Annotated in this window: 13 protein-coding genes and 2 tRNA genes; 10 read left to right on the top strand and 5 right to left on the bottom strand. The window is 64.5% G+C overall.

What is annotated here, in order from left to right:
- The first annotated feature begins 72 nt into the window (after nucleotides 1–72).
- From clpX to SOM61_RS12135, 6 genes are all read left to right on the top strand, one after another.
- Nucleotides 73–1,341, top strand: coding sequence for an ATP-dependent Clp protease ATP-binding subunit ClpX (clpX, locus tag SOM61_RS12160; protein ID WP_123072091.1), 1,269 nt, complete (start codon nucleotides 73–75; stop codon nucleotides 1,339–1,341).
- Nucleotides 1,342–1,613: 272 nt separating this feature from the next.
- Nucleotides 1,614–4,028, top strand: a complete 2,415-nt coding sequence (gene lon / locus SOM61_RS12155) for an endopeptidase La (RefSeq protein ID WP_320474337.1) — start codon at nucleotides 1,614–1,616, stop codon at nucleotides 4,026–4,028.
- A gap of 392 nt (nucleotides 4,029–4,420) precedes the next feature.
- Entirely contained in the window at nucleotides 4,421–4,693 is a 273-nt protein-coding gene (locus SOM61_RS12150) for an HU family DNA-binding protein (RefSeq protein ID WP_005671138.1), read from the top strand.
- A gap of 81 nt (nucleotides 4,694–4,774) precedes the next feature.
- Nucleotides 4,775–4,851: transfer RNA gene (locus tag SOM61_RS12145), tRNA-Asp, on the top strand.
- Between the two features lie 24 nt (nucleotides 4,852–4,875).
- A tRNA-Asp gene (locus tag SOM61_RS12140) sits at nucleotides 4,876–4,952 on the top strand.
- A 277-nt stretch (nucleotides 4,953–5,229) separates the two neighbouring features.
- Nucleotides 5,230–7,149: a SurA N-terminal domain-containing protein gene (locus SOM61_RS12135; RefSeq protein WP_320474336.1), complete on the top strand. Its 1,920-nt coding sequence runs from the start codon at nucleotides 5,230–5,232 to the stop codon at nucleotides 7,147–7,149.
- A gap of 87 nt (nucleotides 7,150–7,236) precedes the next feature.
- Here SOM61_RS12135 and SOM61_RS12130 read toward each other — a convergent pair whose 3' ends face one another.
- Nucleotides 7,237–7,806: an XRE family transcriptional regulator gene (locus tag SOM61_RS12130; RefSeq protein ID WP_320474335.1), complete on the bottom strand. Its 570-nt coding sequence runs from the start codon at nucleotides 7,804–7,806 to the stop codon at nucleotides 7,237–7,239.
- Nucleotides 7,807–7,924: 118 nt separating this feature from the next.
- Between SOM61_RS12130 and SOM61_RS12125 the strand changes: the two genes are divergently transcribed.
- Nucleotides 7,925–8,815, top strand: a complete 891-nt coding sequence (locus SOM61_RS12125) for a DMT family transporter (protein WP_320474334.1) — start codon at nucleotides 7,925–7,927, stop codon at nucleotides 8,813–8,815.
- 9 nt (nucleotides 8,816–8,824) lie between these two features.
- On the opposite strand, the gene mnmH is transcribed toward SOM61_RS12125, so the two are convergent.
- Nucleotides 8,825–9,880 carry a tRNA 2-selenouridine(34) synthase MnmH gene (gene mnmH, locus SOM61_RS12120; RefSeq protein ID WP_320474432.1) on the bottom strand — a complete coding sequence of 352 codons (1,056 nt, stop codon included), beginning with the start codon at nucleotides 9,878–9,880 and terminating at the stop codon, nucleotides 8,825–8,827.
- 13 nt (nucleotides 9,881–9,893) lie between these two features.
- A complete protein-coding gene (locus SOM61_RS12115; RefSeq protein WP_320474333.1) occupies nucleotides 9,894–10,520 on the bottom strand; it encodes an arylesterase in 627 nt (208 codons plus the stop codon).
- On the opposite strand from SOM61_RS12115, the gene SOM61_RS12110 reads away from it, so the two are divergent.
- Nucleotides 10,519–11,247 (top strand): ABC transporter ATP-binding protein, encoded by a 729-nt coding sequence (locus SOM61_RS12110; protein WP_320474332.1) that lies wholly within the window; start codon nucleotides 10,519–10,521, stop codon nucleotides 11,245–11,247. The two genes, SOM61_RS12115 and SOM61_RS12110, sit on opposite strands and share 2 nt — an antisense overlap.
- A gap of 5 nt (nucleotides 11,248–11,252) precedes the next feature.
- On the opposite strand, the gene SOM61_RS12105 is transcribed toward SOM61_RS12110, so the two are convergent.
- On the bottom strand, nucleotides 11,253–12,752 hold the full coding sequence (locus SOM61_RS12105) for an NAD(P)H-hydrate dehydratase (protein WP_320474331.1): 1,500 nt from the start codon (nucleotides 12,750–12,752) through the stop codon (nucleotides 11,253–11,255).
- Between the two features lie 109 nt (nucleotides 12,753–12,861).
- Here SOM61_RS12105 and SOM61_RS12100 point away from each other — a divergent pair, with 109 nt between their 5' ends.
- Nucleotides 12,862–16,464, top strand: coding sequence for a hydantoinase B/oxoprolinase family protein (locus SOM61_RS12100; protein ID WP_320474330.1), 3,603 nt, complete (start codon nucleotides 12,862–12,864; stop codon nucleotides 16,462–16,464).
- Between the two features lie 527 nt (nucleotides 16,465–16,991).
- On the opposite strand, the gene SOM61_RS12095 is transcribed toward SOM61_RS12100, so the two are convergent.
- A complete protein-coding gene (locus tag SOM61_RS12095; protein WP_320474329.1) occupies nucleotides 16,992–18,623 on the bottom strand; it encodes a tetratricopeptide repeat protein in 1,632 nt (543 codons plus the stop codon).
- A gap of 210 nt (nucleotides 18,624–18,833) precedes the next feature.
- Here SOM61_RS12095 and purL point away from each other — a divergent pair, with 210 nt between their 5' ends.
- A complete protein-coding gene (gene purL, locus SOM61_RS12090; RefSeq protein ID WP_320474328.1) occupies nucleotides 18,834–22,853 on the top strand; it encodes a phosphoribosylformylglycinamidine synthase in 4,020 nt (1,339 codons plus the stop codon).
- Nucleotides 22,854–22,908: the final 55 nt, after the last annotated feature.

Here is a 22,908-nt window from a genome sequence, read left to right as displayed (position 1 = left end):
ATGTCACATTGGCACTTGTTGCACACTCGTATAAGCGTTATATTCACAGCAATTCAATAGAGTCCTGCCCCCATGTCAGACAAAAAATCCTCCAGCGGCGAAAAACTTCTGTACTGCTCGTTCTGCGGAAAGAGCCAGCACGAAGTCAAGAAGCTGATCGCGGGACCGTCGGTGTTCATCTGCGATGAATGCATCGATCTGTGCAACGACATCATCCGCGATGAAACGTCGAACGTCGAAACGGTGGCGGGCGCCAAGTCCGACCTGCCGACGCCCCTCGAAATCACCGAACTGCTCGACCAGTATGTGATTGGCCAGCAAACGGCCAAGCGCATCCTGTCGGTCGCGGTGTACAACCATTACAAGCGCCTCAAGCACCTGGGCAAGAAAGACGAAGTCGAACTGGCCAAGAGCAATATTCTGCTCGTGGGCCCCACCGGCTCCGGTAAAACCCTGCTGGCCCAGACCCTGGCGCGCATGCTCAACGTGCCGTTCGTGATCGCCGACGCGACCACCCTGACCGAAGCCGGCTATGTCGGCGAAGACGTCGAGAACATCATCCAGAAGCTGCTGCAAAGCTGCAACTATGAGGTGGAGAAGGCGCAGCGCGGCATCGTCTACATCGACGAGATCGACAAGATTTCGCGCAAGTCCGACAATCCATCGATCACCCGCGACGTGTCGGGCGAAGGCGTGCAGCAGGCGCTGTTGAAACTGATCGAAGGCACGATGGCTTCGGTGCCGCCACAAGGTGGCCGCAAGCATCCGAACCAGGACTTCGTGCAGATCGACACGACCAACATCATGTTCATCTGCGGCGGCGCCTTCGACGGCCTGGCCAAGGTGATCCAGAACCGTTCGGTCAAGAGCGGCATCGGCTTCGGCGCCACGGTCAAGAGCCTGGACGACAGCTACAACGCCGAGATCCTGCTTGAAGCCGAGCCAGAAGACCTGATCAAGTTCGGTCTCATTCCCGAGCTGGTCGGCCGTCTGCCGGTCGTGGCCGCCCTCTCCGAGCTGACCGAGGAAGCGCTGATCCAGATCCTGGTCGAGCCGAAGAACGCCCTGATCAAGCAGTATTCGAAGCTGCTCGAGATGGAAGGCGCCGAGCTGGAGATTCGTCCTGCAGCCCTGCACGCGATCGCCAAGAAAGCGCTGGCGCGCAAGACCGGCGCGCGCGGCCTGCGTTCGATTCTGGAACACGCGCTGCTGGACGTGATGTATGAATTACCAAGCCAGCAAAACGTCGTGAAAGTCGTCATCGACGAAAATACGATCACGAATGGCGCGAAACCTTTGCTGATTTATAGCGAAACCGCGAAGGCGTCTGGAGAGAACTGAAAAAAGCCCGCACGCACGCCACAAAAAGGCTTGCCGTACGGACTCAACTAGGTACAATCAATCTCAATAAAAGACTCCCGGCTTCAATCGAAAAGCCACTCGCGGCGCGCCGCGCGGTGGCTTTTTCTTTTTTAACGAGCTTTTATTGGAACGGCTATATTCTTCGGCAAGTTGAAACTTTTTTACTTGTAGAAAATATTTTCGCTGGGTGGCCCTTGTGTTTTCACTGCCCAGCGCCCAAGTTCAGCTACACGCTTTCTATAAGGTATGCCATGACAACTTCGAAATTAACCGAGCAAACGACGCTGCCACTTCTGCCGTTGCGCGATGTGGTTGTGTTCCCGCATATGGTGATACCTCTGTTCGTCGGCCGTCCAAAATCCATCAAGGCGCTCGAAGCCGCAATGGAACAGGGCAAGAGCATCATGCTGGCAGCCCAGAAGGCCGCCGCCAAGGACGAACCTTCCGCCGCAGACATCTACGAGATCGGCTGCGTGGCCAATATTCTGCAAATGCTGAAACTCCCGGACGGCACCGTGAAGGTGCTGGTGGAAGGTTCCCAGCGCGCGCGCATCGATAATATTACCGATGGCGCCACCCATTTCGTGGCCGACCTCACGCCGCTCAATTCGGAAGTCGGTGACGATTCCGAAGTCGAAGCCATGCGCCGTGCGATCGTCCAGCAGTTCGACCAGTACGTCAAACTCAATAAAAAGATTCCGCCCGAGATCCTGGCTTCTCTGGCCGGTATCGACGACGCCGGACGCCTGGCCGATACCGTTGCCGCCCATCTGCCGCTCAAGCTCGAACAAAAGCAGGTGATCCTGGAGATCTTCAACGTCGCCAAGCGCCTCGAGCACCTGCTCGGCCAGCTGGAAGGCGAACTGGACATCCTTCAGGTCGAGAAGCGCATCCGTGGCCGCGTCAAGCGTCAGATGGAAAAATCGCAGCGCGAGTACTACCTGAACGAACAGGTCAAGGCGATCCAGAAGGAACTGGGCGAAGGCGAAGAGGGTGCCGACATCGAGGAGCTCGAGAAGAAAGTTATCGCCGCCAAGATGCCGAAGGAAGCCATGGACAAAGCCCAGGCCGAGATCCGCAAGCTCAAGCTGATGTCGCCGATGTCGGCCGAAGCCACCGTGGTGCGCAACTACATCGATACCCTGGTGTCGTTGCCATGGAAGAAAAAGTCGAAAGTGACCATCGACCTGCAGAACGCGGAAGCCGTGCTCGAGCAGGATCACTATGGCCTCGACAAGATCAAGGAACGCATCCTGGAATACCTCGCGGTGCAACAGCGTGTCGACAAGCTCAAGGCCCCGATCCTGTGCTTCGTCGGTCCTCCTGGCGTCGGCAAGACCTCGCTGGGCCAGTCGATCGCCCGCGCCACGAACCGCAAGTTCGTGCGCATGGCGCTGGGCGGCGTGCGTGACGAAGCCGAGATCCGCGGCCACCGCCGCACCTATATCGGCTCGATGCCGGGCAAGGTGCTGCAATCGCTGGCCAAGGTCGGCGTGCGCAATCCGCTGTTCCTGCTCGACGAGATCGACAAGATGGGTGCGGACTTCCGCGGCGACCCATCGTCGGCCCTGCTCGAGGTGCTGGACCCGGAACAGAACCACACCTTCTCGGACCACTACCTGGAGGTCGACTTCGACCTGTCGGACGTGATGTTCGTGGCGACCTCGAACTCGTTCAACATCCCGCCGGCACTGCTGGACCGGATGGAAGTCATCCGCCTGTCGGGTTACACCGAGGACGAGAAGACCAGCATCGCGCAGCGCTACCTGCTGCCGAAGCAGTTGAAGAACAACGGGCTCAAGGAAGAGGAAATCAAGGTCGAAGAGACCGCGATCCGCGACATCATCCGTTACTACACCCGTGAAGCCGGCGTGCGTTCGCTCGAGCGCGAAGTGTCGAAGATCTGCCGCAAGGTGGTCAAGATGCTGCTGCTGAAAAAAGGTTCGACCGCGGTCGAGAAGCGCGTGATCGTCAATGCCAAGAACCTGGATAAATTCCTGGGTGTGCGCCGCTACGACTTCGGCGTGGCCGAGAAGGACAACCAGATCGGCCAGGTGGTCGGCCTGGCCTGGACCGAAGTGGGCGGCGACCTGCTGACCATCGAGGCGGTCAACGTCCCGGGCAAGGGCGGCATCATCCGCACCGGTACGCTGGGCGACGTGATGAAGGAATCGATCGAGGCCGCACGCACCGTGGTGCGCAGCCGCGCGCAGCGCTTCGGCATCAAGAACGAAGTGTTCGAGAAGACCGACATCCACATCCACGTGCCGGAAGGCGCGACGCCGAAGGACGGTCCGTCCGCCGGCATCGGCATGACGACCGCACTGGTCTCGGCCTTCACCGGCATCCCGGTGCGCGCCGACGTGGCGATGACGGGCGAGATCACGCTGCGCGGCGAAGTGCTGCCGATCGGCGGCCTGAAAGAGAAGCTGCTGGCGGCGCATCGCGGCGGCATCAAGACGGTGCTGATCCCCGAGCAGAACGTGAAGGACCTGGCCGAGATCCCGGACAACGTCAAGAACAAGCTCGAGATCGTGCCGGTGCGCTGGATCGAAAAGGTCCTTGAGATTGCGCTGGAACGCCAGCCGGAGGCGCTGTCCGACGTGCCTGCAGTCGCCGTGGCGCCAGCCCCGAGCGAAGGGCAGAGCGAAGTGGTCAAGCACTAAGCAGTTCACGTAGTTCATGAACCAGGCGCCCATGTGGCGCCTGTTTTTTTGCCCGCTACTTTAGAACGTCGTACCCGCGAAGGCGGGTACCGAAGTGCGCACGCAAACCATCATCATCGAACGCAGTCGAAACGCAAACAACTTGGGTACCCGCCTGCGCGGGTACGACGTGATAGCGCGCGAGCGTCGTGTTAGCGCGCGAGCGTCGTGTTAGCGCGAGCGTCGTGCGATTCAGCGCCAGAGTGTCAATACTGGCGGGCTTCCTGACCCGCCAACTGAAGCCACCCTCGACCATGCTCGCTTGACATCCCTATGTTGCCCTTGTTTAATATGCGCTTGCACTTTTGCAGCAATGGCGCGGTATGCGTCACGAACGGAAAACGAGGAAACGAGTGAACAAGACAGAACTGATCGAAGAAATCGCGAAGTCCGCGGACATTACGAAGGCCTCGGCGACGCGTGCACTCGACGCCATGATCGAAGCAGTCACCGAAAGCCTGAAGAAGAACGACAGCGTCACGCTGGTGGGCTTCGGCACCTTCACCGTGGGCGAGCGCGCAGCACGTACTGGCCGCGATCCACGCACCAAGGAACCTATCAAGATCAAGGCTGCGAAGGTTCCGAAATTTAAGGCTGGTAAAGCGCTGAAAGATGCAGTAAACTAATGCCTTCTTCGCGGTGACAAGCGAAGAGAGCAGCAGGATAACGTTGTATTCATCCTGATGCTGAGTTGATTGTTTTTTGCTGGAGCGGTAGTTCAGTTGGTTAGAATACCGGCCTGTCACGCCGGGGGTCGCGGGTTCGAGCCCCGTCCGCTCCGCCAACAAAAAACATGAAACACAAGTCTGGAGCGGTAGTTCAGTTGGTTAGAATACCGGCCTGTCACGCCGGGGGTCGCGGGTTCGAGCCCCGTCCGCTCCGCCAGAATTTAGTAAGACAGGGGCAGCTCAGAAAAGAGCCGCCTCGAAACGAGAAGAGGCGAACGCGAGTTCGCCTTTTTTTTTAACTTTGCGTGAGCCGATCCCAGTAGGTGGGGGGAAGCTCATGGCGATGCATGGCACGCGTGGGCAAGGCGCGACGAGGCCGCATGGCGCGCCATGCAATGACGAGCAACGCAGCCCACGCGTGCCAGGCGCGCCAGGAGCGACTCCCACCTACTGGGATCGGCTCATATTGCATTCTCAACCTTGAATGGCTGACCATGTTTGAATTTATTCGGACCCACAAGCGCTGGATGTACGGGATCCTGCTGCTCTTGATCATTCCCTCGTTCGTGTTCGTGGGCATGGAGAGTTACCAGAGCAATGACGGCGGCGCCGGTGTCGCCACTGTCGATGGCCAGAAGATCACCCAGCAGGAATGGGAAGACGCGCAGCGCCGCCAGATCGACCAGGCGCGCCAGATGATGGGCGAGCAGTTCGACCAGAAGCTGTTCGAGACCTCGGAAGCCAAGCAGGCGATCCTGAATAACCTGGTGGCCGAGCGCGCCATCAATGCCGAGATCAATCGCGCGCACATGAGCGTGAGCGATGCGACCCTGCAGAAGACCATCATGGACATCCAGCAGTTCCGCACGCCGGACGGTGGCTTCGACATGGAAGGCTACAAGGCCGCGCTGGCAGCCCAGGGCATGACGCCCGAGATGTTCGACCAACGCCTGCGCCGCGACCTCTCCGTGCAGCAGCTGTCGGGCGCCATCCAGGCGACCGCATTCGCGCCGCGCAGTGTGGCCAACCGCCTGTCGGACATCAACGACCAGGAACGGGAAGTGCAGGAAGTCCTTTTCCCGCTGTCGACCTATCTGCCGCAGGTGAAAGTCACCGACGAGATGGTCAAGGCTTATTACGACAAGAACGCGCAGCTGTTCCAGATCCCGGAGCAGGTGAAGGCCGAGTACGTCGTGTTCGATGCGTCGACCGTCGAAGGCCAGGTGCAGGTCACCGATGCCGAAGTCACCGACTATTACAACAAGAACCTCAAGAACTACACCACGCCCGAGCAGCGCAGCGCGAGCCACATCCTGATCACCGTGTCGCGCGACGCCAGCGCCGCCGACCAGGCAGCCGCCAAGAAGAAGGCCGAGGCAGTGCTGGCCGAGGTGCGCGCCAATCCGGACAACTTCGCGGCGATCGCCAAGGCCAACTCGCAAGACCCGGGCTCGGCCCAGTCGGGCGGCGACCTGGGCGTGGTCGAGAAGGGCCTGTTCGTGAAGTCGGTCGAGGACTCGATCTACGCGCTGAAAGAGGGCGAGACGAGCGGCCTGGTGCAGTCGGAATTCGGCTGGCACGTCATCAAGGTCACCGGCATCAAGCCGTCGACGCAGCGTTCGCTGGACGATGCGAAGGGCGACATCGCCGCCGACCTCAAGAAGCAGAAGATGTCGGCCAAGTACACCGAGCTGGCTGGCGTGTTCAGCGAGACCGCGTATGACCAGTCCGAAAGCCTGAAGCCGGTCGCCGACAAGCTCAAGCTGCAGATCCAGACCGCCGACAACCTGACCCGCACGCCGAACCCGGCGCTGGGCGACTCGCCGATCAACAACGCCAAGTTCCTGACCGCCCTGTTCAGCACCGACGCGATCAAGAACAAGCGCAATACCGAAGCCGTCGAAGTGGCGCCGAGTGTGCTGGTGTCGGGCCGTGTGGTCGAGTTCCGTCCGGCGACCAAGCGTCCGCTGGCCGAAGTGGAAGCGCAGATCCGCCAGCGCGTGACCCTGGAAGAAGCGGGCCGCCTGGCGCGCGTCGCCGGTGAAGCGAAGCTGAAGGCCGCCAAGGCATCGGGCGACGCCACCGGTTTCGGCGCCCCTGTGAGCGTGTCGCGTACCAAGGAGCCTGCGATCAATCCGACCGCTGCGATCGCCGTGCTGAAGGCCGACGTGACCAAGCTGCCAGCCTATGTCGGCGTCGAGGTGCCGGGCCAGGGTTATGGCGTCTATCGCATCGGCAAGGTATCGCAGCCGGCCCAGCCCGATGCGGCGCGCCGCAAGCAGGAATCCGACCAGATCGGCAACCTGGTGGGCCAGCAGCAGATGTATGACTACGTCGAAGCGCTCAAGGCCAAGGCCAAGGTGAAGATCAATGTTCGCCCGAATGAACTGGGTGCGAATACCGACGGGCAGTAATCGGTTCGTTGGACATTAAAAAGCCCGGCTGCGTGCGCCGCCGGTGCTTTTGCGTTGTGGCGACCCTTTCAGGCTCGCCAGATACGTTCACGCGTGTTCGATCAGCATCACGGCGGTGGTGCCGGCCGCGAGCGCTTCGAACGTGTGCGCCACGTCGGCCGGATAGCTCGCGTAGTCGCCGGCAGACAGTTCGACGGCTTGCCCTACCGGTCCCAGCCGGGCGCGCCCATGACAGAGCACGACGTGTTCGATCGTTCCAGGGCGATGCGGTTCGGAAGATCGCGGCGCACCCGGTTCGACCGCCAGGCGGTATAGGTCGCGCTGCGCGCCGGGCGGGCAGACCGCCAGCAGCGTGGCCGCGTAATTGGCTTGTTCCGACGCGATGACGGCGCCTTCGCCGGCGCGGATGACCTTGACCTGATTCAACGGCTGGGCGATCAGCCGGGTCACCTGGACATCCAGCGCGGCCGCCAGCGCCCACAGCGTTTCCAGGCTCGGATTGCCGACGCCCGCTTCGAGTTGCGACAGCGTGGACTTGGCAATCCCGCCCCGCCTGGCCAGTTCGGAGACGGAGAGGCCCAGGCGCTCACGTTCGCGCCTGAGCGACGCCGACAGCAGGCCGATCGGCGATGGCTGGGATGGATGAGGGTGCGACATGCGTTGCTCCATGAGATTCGATCGCTCGACTTGACGAAAGGTATGCTGCTGTTCATTATATCGGTCAAATGTTCGATTGACAGAACGAATGCATTTTCTCTTTCAAGGAGCGGCGCGCATGAATGCCAGGACGCGGGGAATCGTCGACATGAGCACGGCGATGATCATCGCCGGCACGGTCGGCTGGTTCGTGCTCGAAACGCGGATGCCGGCCGTGTCTGTGGTGTTCTGGCGCTGCGCGTTCGGGGCACTTGCCATGCTGATTGCCTGCGGCTGCCTGGGCCTGCTGCGACGGGGCGTAATCGATGCCAGGCAGGCCGCACTGGCAGTGCTGGGAGGCGTGGCCCTGGTGGCGAACTGGGTGCTGCTGTTCGCGGCCTACGGGCACGCGTCGATCGCCGTCGCCACCGTCACCTATCACACGCAACCCTTCCTGCTGGTGGCCCTGGGCGCGCTGTTGTTTGGCGAACGACCGACGGCGAACAAGCTTGCATGGCTGGGCGTGGCGTTCGGCGGCATCCTGTTGATTGTCGCGGGCGGCCACCAGCCGGCGACGCCTTCCGGGGACTACCTGGCCGGTGTCGGCCTGGCATTGGCCGCCGCGTTCTTCTATGCGCTCGCCGCCGCCGTCACCAAGCGCCTCGACGGGGTGTCGCCGTACCTCATCGTCACGATCCAGATGGTCGTGGGCAGCGTGCTGCTGGCACCGTTCGCCACCTTGCCCGACGACGTGTCTTCGCCCCGAACCTGGGGCTTGTTACTGGCAATCGGCTTCATCCACACCGGACTGATGTCGACATTGCTGTACGGCGCGATCCAGAAGATATCGACCTCGCTGGTCGGCGTGCTCTCGTTCCTGTATCCGATCGTCGCCATCGTGGTCGATGCGCTGGCCTTCGGCCATCTGCTGGGCGCGTTGCAGATCGGCGGCGCCGTCGCCATCCTCGTCGCCGTGGCGGGGATGAATTTCGGTTGGCGCATCTTCCGTGCGCATCGCGCTCAGACCTAGCTAGCCTGGCTATGCGGGATGTAGCCGGCGCGCCGCCTGGAGGAAATCGTCCGGCGCGATGTCGTCCAGCGCCAGCACGTCGGCCTGCGGGTAATGCACGAAGTTGCGGTCGATCGAGCGCAGGTAGGCCGGATCGTAGTGCCGCACCAGCAGCTGGTCGACCAGTTCCGCCATCTCGCCGCCGTCCGCCATCGCATGCCAGGCGTCGATCTGCGCGCGGCCATGCAGCTGCACCAGGTGGTCGAGTTGCGTATTCAATGCAGATGGATCGGCGCAGAAGTGCTCGTAGTCTTCCATCAGGAGCCGCACGCGGTTCGGCCGCGACAGGTTGACGGCGATGCAGGGGGAGGCGCGCATCCGCACCATGACCTGGTCCGGCACGCGCAGGTTGCCGACCTTCTTGCTCTCGGATTCGACGAACACGGGTTTGCTCGGGTCAAAGCGGCGCAGCTTGTCCCACACCAGGCTCTCGAACATCTTCTGCGTCGGTTGCGGCTCGTTCGGCAGGTGGCCGAGCACCGAGCCGCGGTGGGCTGCCAGCTTCTCGAGATCGAGCACCTGGGCGCCAATGCCGTCGAGCGTTTCCAGCAGGCGGCTCTTGCCGCTGCCGGTGGTGCCGCAGACGACGCGGAAATCGAGTTCGGGAGGATTCTCGAGTGCCGCACTCACGTGCGCGCGATACGTCTTGTAGCCGCCCTCGAGCTGCACCACCGGCCAGCCGATCCGTGCCAGGATGTGCGCCATCGCGCCGCTGCGGTTGCCGCCGCGCCAGCAGTACACCAGGGGGCGCCATTCGCGCGGCTTGTCCGCCCACAGGGTCTCGATATGGCGCGCGATATTGTGCGCGATGATCGGCGCGCCGACTTTCTTGGCCTCGAAGGCGCCGGTCTGCTTGTACAGCGTGCCGACGAGGACGCGTTCCTCGTCGTTCAGGACGGGGCAGTTGATCGCGCCGGGAATGTGGTCGAGGGCGTACTCGCCCTCGCTGCGCGCATCGATGATCGCATCGAACGACTCGAGCGGCAGCAGCAGGGCATCGAACCCCAGGACTTCCGGATACTTCATGCTCATTGAAAGCTTACTTTTTGATGAGGGCCGCGAACTGCGGCCAGATGTTATTGAGGATGATCGGATGCGCCTGGGCAGTCGGGTGCAGGCGGTCTTGCTGGAACAGCGCCGGCTTGTCGGCCACGCCTTCGAGCATGAACGGCACCAGCGGCGACTTGGTGGATTTCGATACGGTCTCGAACATATTGAAGAAGCGTTCGGTGTATGCACGCCCGTAGTTCGGCGGCATGCGCATGCCGACCAGCAGCACGCGCGCCTTGGTGTCGTGCGCCATGTCGATCATGGCGCGCAGATTGGCTTCGGCCGACGGCACGGGCAGGCCGCGCAGGCCGTCGTTGGCGCCCAGTTCGATGACGACGATGTCCGGACGATGCTGCTTGATCAGGGCCGGCAGGCGCGCGCGGCCGCCGCTAGTGGTCTCGCCGCTGATGCTGGCGTTGACCACCTTCGCTGCAATTTTTTCGCGCTGCAGTTTCTGTTCCAGCAGGGCCACCCAGCCCGCGCCGCGCGCGATGCCGTATTCGGCCGACAGGCTGTCGCCCACCACGAGCACCGTTTTTGGTGCAGAATAGGCGCTCGCCGTCGCGGCCAAGGTGAAGAATGCGACGACAGTCAAATTTTTAAGAAAAGCTAGCATGCGTGATCATCCCGAGGCATTCAAAAACGGCGTCAGCGACGCCGGCGTACATGCAGGCCGTCCGCCCGCGATCCAGGTAAGCGGTTTGTCGAAGAAGGTGGCCGACGCCAGCGGCGAGCTCACCATCCTGCAAAGCATCGATTTTACCGTGCAACCGGCCGAGACGCTCGCGCTGGTGGGCGCATCCGGCTCGGGCAAGTCGACCCTGCTTGGCCTGCTGGCGGGCCTGGACACGCCATCCTCCGGCACCGTGCTGCTCGATGGCACCGACATCTTTGCCCTCGATGAAGACGGGCGCGCAGCTTTCCGCAAGGCCAAGCTGGGCTTCGTATTCCAGTCGTTCCAGCTGCTGGCCCACCTGAGCGCGCTCGAGAACGTGATGCTGCCGCTCGAACTGCGCGGCGACGCCGGGGCGCGCGAGAAGGCTGCCGAGATGCTGGGCCGCGTTGGGCTGTCGAGCCGCCTGAAGCACTATCCCAAATTCCTGTCCGGCGGCGAGCAGCAGCGCGTCGCGCTGGCGCGCGCCTTCGTCACCGAACCGCCGTTGCTGTTCGCCGACGAGCCGACCGGCAGCCTCGATGCCGCCACCGGCGAATCCGTCATCCAGCTGATGTTCGAGCTCAATCGTGAACGCGGCTCGACTCTGGTGCTGGTCACCCACGACCCGGGCATGGCGGCGCGCTGCGGCCGCACGATCACGATCGCGGCGGGCCGCCTGGTGGAATAAATTCCTTAACGGCTGGCGGCATCCTTCACCAGCCGGTTCAATACCTTGCGCACGGCCGCCGGCAACTCGCCAGCGGTCATGCCGATCGGACCGACGCCTTCGTCCACCAGCGTATCGGCCGCCGCGCCATGAATCCAGGTGGCGGCAGCCGCCGCTTCCCAGCCCGGCCAGCCTTGCGCCAGCAAGGCGCCGCAGATCCCCGCCAGCACGTCGCCGCTACCGGCCGTGGCCAGGCCAGCATTTCCCGTGGGGTTGACCAGCACCTCGCCATCGGGCCGCGCGATCACCGTGCCCGAGCCCTTCAGGATCACCGTCGCATTGGTGCGCAGCGCCATTTCACGCGCGGCTTCCAGGCGGTCGGACTGTACGACTGTTGCCGTCATCCCGAGCAGGCGCGCGCCTTCGAGCGGATGCGGCGTCAATACCGCCGGCGCCGCGCGCTGCGCCAGGCGCGATTGCAGGTCGGGACTGGCGCCGATCAGGTTCAATGCGTCGGCATCGATCACCAGTGGGCTGTCGCTGTCGAGCGCCCTGGCCAGCAGGCGGATCGCACTGGCCGAATCGCTCATGCCAGGGCCGATCACCAGTGTGCGACCGAAGAAATCGAAGTCGTCGGCCGCGCGGAACATGATCTCGGGCTGGCTGCTGTCGTAGCCGGGCGGCGTATTCAGTGCGGCCACGTAGACACGGCCGGCGCCAGCGTATAGCGCGCCGCGCGCTGACAGCACTGGCGCGCCGGCCATGCCGTGTGCGCCGCCGACGATGGCGACGTCGCCGAAGCTGCCTTTATGCGTGTTGTGGCGCCGCGCCGTGAAGCGGTCGGCGAATAGCGGCAGACTGCTCAGTTGCGCGGTCGCGCGCGGCAGCGCCTCGATGCCGACGCCGAGCATGTCTACACGCACCTGTCCGGCGTGGTCCCGGCCGTCGGCCGTGTGCAGACCGGGCTTGTCGCCCAGGAAGGTGATGGTGTGGGTAGCGCGCACCGCGATGCCGTCCGGGCCGATCACGGCGCCGGTGTCGGCATCCAGTCCACTCGGCACATCGAGCGCCAGGATCGGGCAGCGGATCGCCTCGAGGCCAACCACGACTTCGCGATAGTCGCCGTCGACCGGCCGCTCCAGGCCGATGCCGAACAGGCCGTCGATCACCAGGCCCCATTCGGCGCCGGGCGGAAGCATGTCGATCCAGCCCACCGAGCCGGCGCGGGCGCGTTCATAGGCGGCCGCCGTTTCGGTGGAGGCGTCGCGCCGGCCTGGCAGGTGCAGGACGGTGGCGTCCACGCCGGCGTCGGCCAGGTTGGCGGCGGCTTCGAGCGCGTCTCCGCCGTTGTTGCCGGGACCGGCCAGCACCAGCACCGGCCGGTCGCGCCGGTCTCCCAGCAGTTCGAGGGCGAAGTCACTGGCAGCCTTGCCGGCGCGCTGCATCAGAGTGCCCGGCGCCAGGCCGGCGTAGGCCGCTTGTTCGATGGCGCGCAGTTGCGCGACCGTGTAAAGATGTCGTTCCATGCTCGTTCATTTCGTTGGGGGTATGGATTCATTGTCGTGCATTTCCGCCAACGTTGTCGCGCCGTCCGATCTACAATAGGCGCTTCACCCGTTACAGCAGGAGCAAGGCATGGATTGGCAGTTCTGGATCGACCGAGGCGGCACCTTCACCGACATCGTGGCGCGGCGCCCGGATGGACAACTCGTCACGCACAAGCTGCTGTCGGAGAATCCGGAACAGTACCGCGACGCGGCCGTGGCCGGCATCCGCCACCTGCTGGGTGTCGCCGCCGGCGAGCCGCTGCCTGCGGCAAGCGTCGAAGCCGTCAAGATGGGCACCACGGTAGCCACCAACGCTCTGCTCGAGCGCAAGGGCGAGCCGACGGCGCTCGCCATCACCCGGGGCTTCCGCGACGCGCTGCGCATCGCCTACCAGAACCGTCCGCGCCTGTTCGACCGCCACATCGTGCTGCCCGAGCTGCTGTATGCACAGGTGATCGAGATCGACGAGCGCATGGGCGCCCACGGCGACGTCGTGCAGCCGCTGGATGAAGCATCCGCCCGCGCAGGCCTGCAGCAGGCGTATGACAACGGCCTGCGCTCGCTGGCGATCGTGTTCATGCACGGCTACCGCCACACGGCCCACGAAGCCGCAGTGGCGCGCATCGCGCGCGAGATCGGCTTTACGCAGGTATCAAGCTCGCACGAGGTGAGCCCGATGATGAAGCTGGTTGCGCGCGGCGACACCACGGTCGTGGACGCATACCTGTCGCCGATCCTGCGCCGCTACGTCGACCAGGTGGCGGGCGAGCTGCCTGGCGTGAACCTGCAGTTCATGCAGTCCAACGGCGGCCTGACCGATGCGCGCGCCTTCCAGGGCAAGGACAGCATTCTTTCCGGACCGGCCGGCGGCATCGTCGGCATGGTGCGCGCCAGCCGCCTGGCCGGCTTCGAGCGCGTGATCGGCTTCGATATGGGTGGCACCTCGACCGACGTCTCGCACTTCTCGGGCGAGTTCGAGCGCGTGTTCGAGACCCAGGTCGCCGGCGTGCGCATGCGCGCGCCGATGATGAGCATTCATACGGTGGCCGCAGGCGGCGGCTCGATCCTGCATTTCGATGGCAGCCGCTATCGCGTGGGGCCGGACAGCGCCGGCGCCAATCCGGGCCCGGCCAGCTACCGCCGCGGCGGACCGCTGGCGGTCACCGACTGCAACGTCATGCTCGGCAAGGTGCAACCGAATTACTTCCCGCGCCTGTTCGGCCCGGGCGGCGACGAAGCGCTCGACGCCGCCGCGGTGCGGGCACGCTTCGACGAGATGGCGGACCAGATCGGCGCTGCTACCGGCGAACGTCCGGCGCCGGAGGCCGTGGCCGAAGGCTTCATCCAGATCGCCGTGGGCAATATGGCCAATGCGATCAAGCAGATCTCGGTACAGCGCGGCCACGACGTCACCGACTACGCGCTGACCAGTTTCGGTGGCGCGGGTGGCCAGCACGCCTGCCTGGTGGCCGACGCGCTGGGTATGAAGACGGTATTCATCCACTCGCTGGCCGGCGTGCTGTCGGCCTATGGTATGGGCCTGGCCGACCAGACCGCGATGCGCGAGCAGGCGGTGGAAGAGAAGCTGTCGGATGCTGGGCTCGATCCGCTGGCCACGCGCCTGTCGGCGCTCGGCGAGGCTGCGCGCGGTCAGCTGCTCAAGCAAGGCGTGGAGCAGGGACGCATCGCCCTGGTCGAGCGTGTGCACCTGCGATACGAAGGAACCGATTCGGCGCTGGTCGTGCAGTTCGACGACGTGGCGTCCATGCAGGCCCAGTTCGAGCAGGCATATAAACGCCGCTATTCGTTCCTGATGCCGTCGCGTGCATTGATCGTCGAAGCGGTGTCGGTGGAAGCGATCGGCCAATCCGATGCGCCGCCAGAGCAGCCATCGGGCGCCGTGACGGAGGAGGGCGCGCCAGCGCCGCAGGAAACCGTGCGCATGTACAGCGGCGCGCAGTGGCATGAGACGGGCATCTATGCGCGCCGCACGCTGCAGCCGGGCCATCTGGTGCGTGGCCCTGCCATCATCGCCGAAGACAATGCGACCACGATCGTGGAGCCGGGCTGGCAGGCGCAGGTCACAAGCTATAACCACCTGGTATTGCAGCGGGTGGAAGCGCTGCCGGAACGGCGTGCGATCGGCACCACGGCCGATCCGGTGATGCTCGAGATCTTCAACAACCTGTTCATGTCGATCGCAGAGCAGATGGGCCTGCGGCTGCAGAACACGGCCTATTCCGTCAACATCAAGGAGCGCCTGGACTTCAGCTGCGCGATTTTCGACCACGACGGCAACCTGGTCGCGAACGCGCCGCACATGCCGGTGCACCTGGGCTCGATGGGCGAGAGCATCAAGACCGTGATGCGCGAGAACGCCGGCCGCATGCGCTCGGGCGACGTCTATGTGCTCAACGATCCGTACAACGGCGGCACCCACTTGCCTGACGTGACGGTGATCTCGCCGGTGTTCGACGAAGCCGGTAGTGACATCCTGTTCTATGTCGGTTCGCGCGGCCACCACGCCGATATCGGCGGCACCACGCCAGGCTCGATGCCGCCGGATTCGGATCACATCGAGCAGGAAGGCGTGTTGATCAATAATTTCAAGCTGGTCGATGGCGCGGATGGCATCCTGCGCGAAGCAGAAGCGCGCGCGATGCTGCAAGGCGCGCGCTACCCGGCGAGGAATCCCGACCAGAACATGGCCGACCTGCGCGCGCAGGTGGCCGCGAATCAGAAGGGCGTCGAGGAGCTGCGCAAGATGGTGGCGCACTTCGGCCTGGACGTCGTGCGCGCGTACATGGGCCATGTGCAGGACAACGCCGAGGAGGCGGTGCGGCGCGTGATCTCGGCGCTCAAGGACGGCACTTTTCACTACGAGCTCGATAACGGCGCCCACATCGACGTCGCGATCCGGGTCGACCAGGCCACGCGCAGCGCGCAGGTCGATTTCACGGGCACGTCGGGCCAGCTGCCGAACAACTTCAATGCGCCGTCGAGCGTGTGCATGGCGGCGGTGCTGTACGTGTTCCGCACGCTGGTGGACGACGAGATTCCGCTAAACGCCGGCTGCCTGAAACCCTTGAAGGTCATCATCCCGCCCGGCTCGATGCTCAACCCGCACTATCCGGCTTCGGTGGTGTCGGGGAACGTCGAGACCTCGACCTGCATCACCAACGCGCTGTATGGCGCGCTGGGCGTAATGGCGGCGGCGCAGGGCACGATGAACAACTTCACCTTCGGTAATGCGCGTTATCAGTACTACGAGACCATCTCGGGCGGCTCGGGCGCGGGCGAAGGGTTTGACGGCACCGATGTCGTGCAGACGAATATGACCAACTCGCGGCTGACCGATCCCGAGATCCTCGAGTTCCGCTTCCCGGTGCGGCTGGACAGTTACGAGATCCGGCACGGGTCGGGCGGGGCGGGTCGCTGGCATGGCGGCAATGGCGGGGTGCGCAAGGTGCGCTTCCTGGAGCCGATGACGGCGGCGATCCTGTCCAACAACCGTATCCATGCGCCGTTCGGAATGGCCGGTGGACTAGAGGCCGAACGCGGGCGCAACCGTGTGGAGCGTGCCGACGGCCAGGTCGAGGAGCTGGGCCATATCGGCAAGACCGACATGGCGCCGGGCGATCTGTTCGTGATCGAGACGCCGGGCGGGGGCGGTTACGGCGAGCCTGCCTGATCCGGTTTGGCCAAGGCAGGACGGCTATAGGGATGGCCGCCGTAATCGGTAGTCCCGTGCCGGAGCGGCGGTGGCGGCGGATTTGTAAGGAATTGCTACGACGATAGGGGAGGCGGGCTGGAAAGGCGATGATTCGAACTCAGCCGCCGATCGATCCATCGCGGCACGTGGGACGCCCAGGCGGGCGCGTGATGACATCGTCAAGGAAAATGCATGCCGCATCGATCGGTTCCACGGCTCACCTTGCTAGTGCTATGCGGCGCCTTGGGTGCGTGCGGCAGCACGACGCCCGAGACACGGTCCGCAGCGAGCGCCGCAGTCTTTGCGCCAGGCGCTGCGGCCCCTCTGGCCGTGGTCGGCTCGGCCTGGGACAATTTCAAGCACCGCAGTACCGTCATGTGGGCTTGCCGCGACCTTGCCAGTGGCGACATCGTCTCGACCAGCATGTGCCATGACCTGCCCAGGAATGATCGACAGTGGCCGGGCATGGCGGTTCTCCCCAGCTTTCGCGGCATGCCTGATCCCGTCTAGGCGACAGCGATACCGTACTTGCGCCGCGCCGCCTGATACTCCTCGGTTAGCGCCACCAGCCGCGGATGCTGCCCATCCTGCGCGCGTATGCCTTCCAGCAACTGGGCTGCGGTATCGCCCAGCGGGTGATCCCATCCCAGTTCGTTCACCTGGCGCAGGATGCCGCCGGCTGTCGCAACCATCACCTGCAGGTTGTGCGGCGCGATGTGCAGCGCCTCGAGCAGGGTCTGCACCGCGCCGCGCACGTCGCCCATATTGCGCTTCTCGTCGGCCACGCCAAGCAGGATTTGCGCTTGCGCCCGCAGTTGCTGGCCCATGCCCTCGACCATGTCGGTGCGGCCGGCGTTGACAAACACGTGCATCGCCTGGTCGACCGAGACGCCGTTGTTGGCCTCGTTCATTACCGTCAGCATGACGTTCGAGGCTTGTTCGTCGAGCTGGTGATCCAGGCAAGCCTTGGCCAGGTCCATGCGCAGGCCGGGCGAGGTTGCTCCTCCTGCGCGTACCGCCGTCACCGCCGCCTGCAGTTCGGCCACCGCGGCGCCGGCGTTGCCGCTCTTGTCGAGCACCAGCGAGTTGGCATAGGCGCGGCAGGCGTCGGCCGCGGGGTTGCCGCGCATCGAGCGCTCCAGGTCGCGCACCACGCCGGTCGCGCCGAGCAGGTCGTCGCGCGTCACCAGCGCCTTGACCAGGTTGACGTGGTCCTCGGGATTGCGGAACTCGGAATAGCGCGCCTTGGTCACCACCTGGCGGAACGATTTTTCGGCGCCTTCGACGTCGCCCGCCGCGAGCGCCACTTCGCCGAGTTTACGCAGGCGCCGCACCACGTGCGGCGAGATCGCCACCGCGTCTTCGAGCACCTTTTTCGCCAGGTCCGGCTCGTTGCTCGCCTCCAGGCAGCGCGCCAGCAGGTCGTAGCCAGCCATCAGGCGCGGATTGGCGACCAGCAGTTCGTCGAGGATGGTGCGGGCGTCGTCAACCTGGTCGAGGGCGAACAGGGCGCGCGCCATGCCCAGCGCGGCCCAGCCGAGGGGCCGCTCGGTCAGCACCTCGCGATAGACCTCAGCGGCCTCGTGGTGCTCGTTCAGGCTGGTGTGCAGCTCGGCGCGGATGCGGGCGAAGTCGGCGGCATAGCGTGGTTGCACGGAGGCGCCGTCGCGGCAGGCGCCGATCGCCTCGCGCAGCTTGCCCTGGGCCGCCAGCTTCCAGGCCGGGAGCAGGGCGGCGCGACGGGCCAGGGCGCGCTTGATGCGCTCGCTGAGCATCTCCACCGTGAAGGGCTTGAGGACGTAGTCGGTCGGCGTCAGCTCGGCCGCACTGACCACCTTGTCGTAGACGCCCTCCGAGGTGAGCATGATGAAGATCGTCGAGGCCGAGATCAGGCGATGGTGGCGCAGGTCTTCCAGCAATTGCTGGCCGTCCTGGCCTTCGCCGCTGCCGCTGGCCAGGTCGTACTCGCACAGGATGACGTCGTAGGCGCGCCGCTGCAGCTGGCGGATGGCCGTGTTGGCGTTGATCGCGTACTCGACCTTGCCGATGCCGGCCAGGTTCAGCATGTTCTGCAGGCTGGTGCGCATTCCCGGGTTCGGGTCGACCACCAGCACCGCCAGGTTTCCATTCTCTTGCATCGTCGCTCTCGTCCAGGTCATCCGGCGCCACGCTGAGGGCGCGCGTTCAAATATTGTCTACCGTAAAGATACCGGCAAGTTTCAATTCGATCAAGGAAACTGCAGTGTCATATTGTCAGTCGGCCGACGGCCCGACCATAGTGCAACACTGTATAATAGCGGGCTATCTTCCACCCTAGCAGCCACGCTGCATCAACGACTGTCCAAGCCATGTTGATTCTGCCGGGTTCCAATGCCCTGTCCGCCTTCCGTAGCCAACGCCTCCTGAGCCAACTGCAAGCTGTCGCCCCGTCGATCGCCGCCGTCCAGGGACGCTTCTACCACTTCATCGACACCAGCGCGCCGCTCTCCACCGACGACACGCAACGTCTATCGGCCATGCTCACCTATGGCGAGCCGGCGGCCGAAACGCTGTACGAGGGCGTGACCGAGGAGTTCTTCGTCATTCCGCGCCTGGGCACGATTTCGCCCTGGGCCTCGAAGGCGACCGACATCGCCCACAACTGCGGCATGGGCCACGTGCACCGCATCGAGCGCGGCGTCGGCTACACCGTGGTGCTCAAGAGCGGTATCCTGGGCAGCAGCATCGGCGCCGCCAAGAAGCTCACGAGCGAGGAACTGGAAGCGGTCAGCGCGCTGCTGCACGACCGCATGACCGAATCGGTGCTGCGCAGCGCCAACGATGCCCAGCACCTGTTCAACGAACTCGAAGGCAAGCAGCTGGAAAGCATCGACGTGCTGGCGCTTGGCCGCGACGCGCTGGTGCGCGCCAACACGGAACTCGGCCTGGCGATGTCGGAAGACGAAGTCGACTACCTGCACGAGGCCTTCACCAAGGCCCAGCGCAACCCCACCGACGTCGAGCTCATGATGTTCGCCCAGGCGAACAGCGAGCACTGCCGCCACAAGATCTTCAACGCCGACTGGATCATCGACGGCGTCAAGCAGGATAAATCGCTGTTCGGCATGATCAAGAACACGCACCAGCTTCAACCCCGCGGCACCGTGGTCGCCTACAGCGACAACTCGTCGATCATCGAAGGCGCCACCGTCACGCGCTTCTTCCCGCGCGACGGCCAGGAATACGGCGCGTCGACCGAGCTGGTTCACACCCTGATGAAGGTCGAGACCCACAACCACCCGACCGCGATTTCCCCATTCCCGGGCGCCTCGACCGGCGCCGGCGGCGAGATCCGCGACGAGGGCGCGACCGGCCGCGGCGCCAAGCCGAAGGCCGGCCTGACCGGCTTCACGGTGTCGAACCTGCTGCTGCCGGACGCCCAGCGTCCGTGGGAGAACGCATCGGACGTCACCAGGGCCGAGCGTAGCGATGCCGTGTATGGCAAGCCGGAGCGCATCGCGTCTCCGCTGCAGATCATGATCGACGGCCCGATCGGCGGCGCCGCCTTCAGCAATGAATTCGGCCGTCCGGTCCTGGGCGGTTATTTCCGCGCCTACGAGCAGAACGTCGGCGCCGCGAACGCGGTCTACGGCTACCACAAGCCGATCATGATCGCCGGCGGTATCGGCAGCATCTCGGCCCAGCATACACACAAGGACGACATCCCGGTCGGCAGCCTGCTGATCCAGCTGGGCGGCCCGGGCATGCGCATCGGCATGGGCGGCAGCGCCGCCTCGTCGATGGCCACCGGCACCAACACCGCCGACCTGGACTTCGACTCGGTCCAGCGCGGCAACCCGGAGATGGAACGCCGCGCACAAGAAGTCATCAACGGCTGCTGGCAGCTGGGCGAGCACAATCCGATCATCTCGATCCACGACGTCGGCGCCGGCGGCCTGTCGAACGCCTTCCCGGAAATCGTCAACGACGCCAAGCGCGGCGCGATTTTCGACCTGCGCAAGGTGCCGCTGGAAGAGAGCGGTTTGGCGCCAAAGGAAATTTGGTCCAATGAATCACAAGAGCGATATGTGTTGGCGATTTCGCCAGAGAGCCTTGCAAAATTTGCATCGCTGTGCGAGCGCGAGCGCTGCCCGTTCGCCGTGGTCGGCACCGCCACCGAAGAGCGCCAGCTGAAACTGATCGACGATCAGGAAGGCAACTCGCCGGTCGACATGCCGATGGACGTCCTGCTCGGCAAACCGCCGAAGATGCTGCGCGACGTCGCGCACGTCCAGCACGCCTTCCCGCCGGTGGACCTGACCGGCATCGAACTGCCGGAAGCGGCGCGCCGCGTGCTGCTGAACCCGGCCGTGGCCGATAAATCGTTCCTGATCACCATCGGCGACCGCAGCGTCGGCGCCACCAGCGTGCGCGACCAGATGGTCGGCCCATGGCAGGTGCCGGTCGCCGACTGCGCGGTCACCGCAATGTCCTTCGAAGGCTTCTTGGGCGAGGCGATGGCGATGGGCGAGCGTACCCCGCTGGCCGTGATCGACGCCGCCGCATCGGGCCGCATGGCCGTGGGCGAGGCGATTACCAATATCGCGGCCGCCGCGATCGACGACATCTCGGACATCAAGCTGTCGGCCAACTGGATGGCGGCCTGCGGCCAGCCTGGCCAGGACGCGGCGCTGTTCGACACCGTCAAGGCCGTCGGCATGGAACTGTGCCCGGCGCTGGGCGTGTCGATCCCGGTGGGTAAAGATTCGCTGTCGATGCGCACCACCTGGAACGACGAGGGCCAGAACAAGGCCGTGATCTCTCCGGTGTCGCTGATCGTGTCCTCGTTCGCGCCGGTCGTGGACGTGCGCCGTTCGCTGACCCCGCAACTGCGCACCGACAGTGGCGACACCGCCCTGATCCTGGTCGACCTGGGCCGCGGCAAGAACCGCCTGGGCGCTTCGATCCTGGCGCAAGTGACGCAGCAGCTGGGCGACTCGGTGCCGGACGTCGATTCGCCGCAAGACCTGAAAGCGTTCTTCGTCGCGATCCAGCAGCTGAACAAGGACGGCAAGCTGCTGGCCTACCACGACCGCTCGGACGGCGGCCTGTTCGCCACGCTCACCGAAATGGCCTTCGCCGGCCGCACCGGCGTGTCGGTCAACCTCGACATCCTGACCATGGAAGGCGAGCACGCGTCCGACTGGGGCGACGCCAAGAACTGGGCCGGTCAGGTGGCCGAGCGCCGCAACGAGATGACCCTGCGCGCGCTGTTTTCCGAAGAGCTGGGCGCCGTGATCCAGGTGCGCGCCGACGACAAGAGCTTTGTCATGAACGTGCTGCGCGACCAGGGCCTGGGCGCCTGCAGCCACATCATCGGCAAACTGAACGACCGCGGCGCGATCGAGTTTACGCGCGATGCGAAAGTGATCTACAACGAGTCGCGCAGCAGCCTGCACCGCCTGTGGAGCGAGACCAGCTGGCGCATCGCGCGCCTGCGCGACAACCCGGCGTGCGCCGATTCGGAATACGACCGCCTGCTGGACGAAACCGATCCGGGCATGCAGCCGAAGATCACCTTCGACCTGGCGGACAACGTCGCCGCGCCGTTCATCGCGACGGGCGTGCGTCCGCGCGTGGCGATCCTGCGCGAGCAGGGCGTCAATTCGCATATCGAAACCGCGTGGGTGATGCACCAGGCGGGCTTTGCCGCGATCGACGTCCACATGAGCGACCTGATCGCCGGCCGCGCCAAGCTGGATGACTTCCACGGCATCATCGCCGTCGGCGGCTTCTCGTACGGCGACGTGCTGGGCGCGGGCGAGGGCTGGGCCAAGACCATCCTGTTCAACCCGCAGCTGTCCGAACAGTTCGCCAAGTTCTTCCAGCGCCAGGACACCTTCGGCCTGGGCGTCTGCAACGGCTGCCAGATGATGAGCAACCTGAAATCGATCATCCCGGGCGCGCAGGCGTGGCCGAAGTTCACCCGCAACAAGTCCGAGCAGTTCGAAGCGCGCTTCGGCATGGTCGAGGTGCTGGATTCGGCATCGATCTTCTTCGCGGGCATGGCCGGCACCCAGGCGCCGATCGCCATCGCCCACGGCGAAGGCTTCGCCGATTTCTCGCTGACTGGCGATCTGAGCGCCGTCAACCAGGCGATGCGCTTCGTCGACAACCGCGGCCAGGCCACCGAAGTGTATCCGTTCAACCCGAACGGTTCGCCGGGCGGGCTGACCTCGGTCACCACCGACGATGGTCGCTTCACCGTGCTGATGCCGCACGCTGAGCGCGTGTTCCGCGCGGCGACGCACTCGTGGGCGCCGGAGGCATGGGGCGATGAGTCGCCGTGGATGCGCATGTTCCGTAATGCGCGCAAGTGGGTTGGCTAAGCACGTCGTGCTTTGATCATAAACGCCTCTTCGGAGGCGTTTTTTTATTTTCGGT

The organism is Massilia sp. CFBP9012, from assembly GCF_034045115.1.
Classification (GTDB): Bacteria; Pseudomonadota; Gammaproteobacteria; order Burkholderiales; family Burkholderiaceae_D; genus Telluria.
Note: the sequence above shows the minus strand (reverse complement) of the source record. Positions and strands in the feature narration are given on the sequence as shown.

Coding starts and splice junctions, on each gene's coding strand:
- clpX (WP_123072091.1), top strand. CDS start 73: ATGTCAGACAAAAAATCCTCCAGCGGCGAAAAACTTCTGTACTGCTCG.
- lon (WP_320474337.1), top strand. CDS start 1,614: ATGACAACTTCGAAATTAACCGAGCAAACGACGCTGCCACTTCTGCCG.
- SOM61_RS12135 (WP_320474336.1), top strand. CDS start 5,230: ATGTTTGAATTTATTCGGACCCACAAGCGCTGGATGTACGGGATCCTG.
- SOM61_RS12130 (WP_320474335.1), bottom strand. CDS start 7,806: ATGTCGCACCCTCATCCATCCCAGCCATCGCCGATCGGCCTGCTGTCG.
- SOM61_RS12125 (WP_320474334.1), top strand. CDS start 7,925: ATGAATGCCAGGACGCGGGGAATCGTCGACATGAGCACGGCGATGATC.
- mnmH (WP_320474432.1), bottom strand. CDS start 9,880: ATGAAGTATCCGGAAGTCCTGGGGTTCGATGCCCTGCTGCTGCCGCTC.
- SOM61_RS12110 (WP_320474332.1), top strand. CDS start 10,519: ATGCGTGATCATCCCGAGGCATTCAAAAACGGCGTCAGCGACGCCGGC.
- SOM61_RS12115 (WP_320474333.1), bottom strand. CDS start 10,520: ATGCTAGCTTTTCTTAAAAATTTGACTGTCGTCGCATTCTTCACCTTG.
- SOM61_RS12105 (WP_320474331.1), bottom strand. CDS start 12,752: ATGGAACGACATCTTTACACGGTCGCGCAACTGCGCGCCATCGAACAA.
- SOM61_RS12100 (WP_320474330.1), top strand. CDS start 12,862: ATGGATTGGCAGTTCTGGATCGACCGAGGCGGCACCTTCACCGACATC.
- SOM61_RS12095 (WP_320474329.1), bottom strand. CDS start 18,623: ATGCAAGAGAATGGAAACCTGGCGGTGCTGGTGGTCGACCCGAACCCG.
- purL (WP_320474328.1), top strand. CDS start 18,834: ATGTTGATTCTGCCGGGTTCCAATGCCCTGTCCGCCTTCCGTAGCCAA.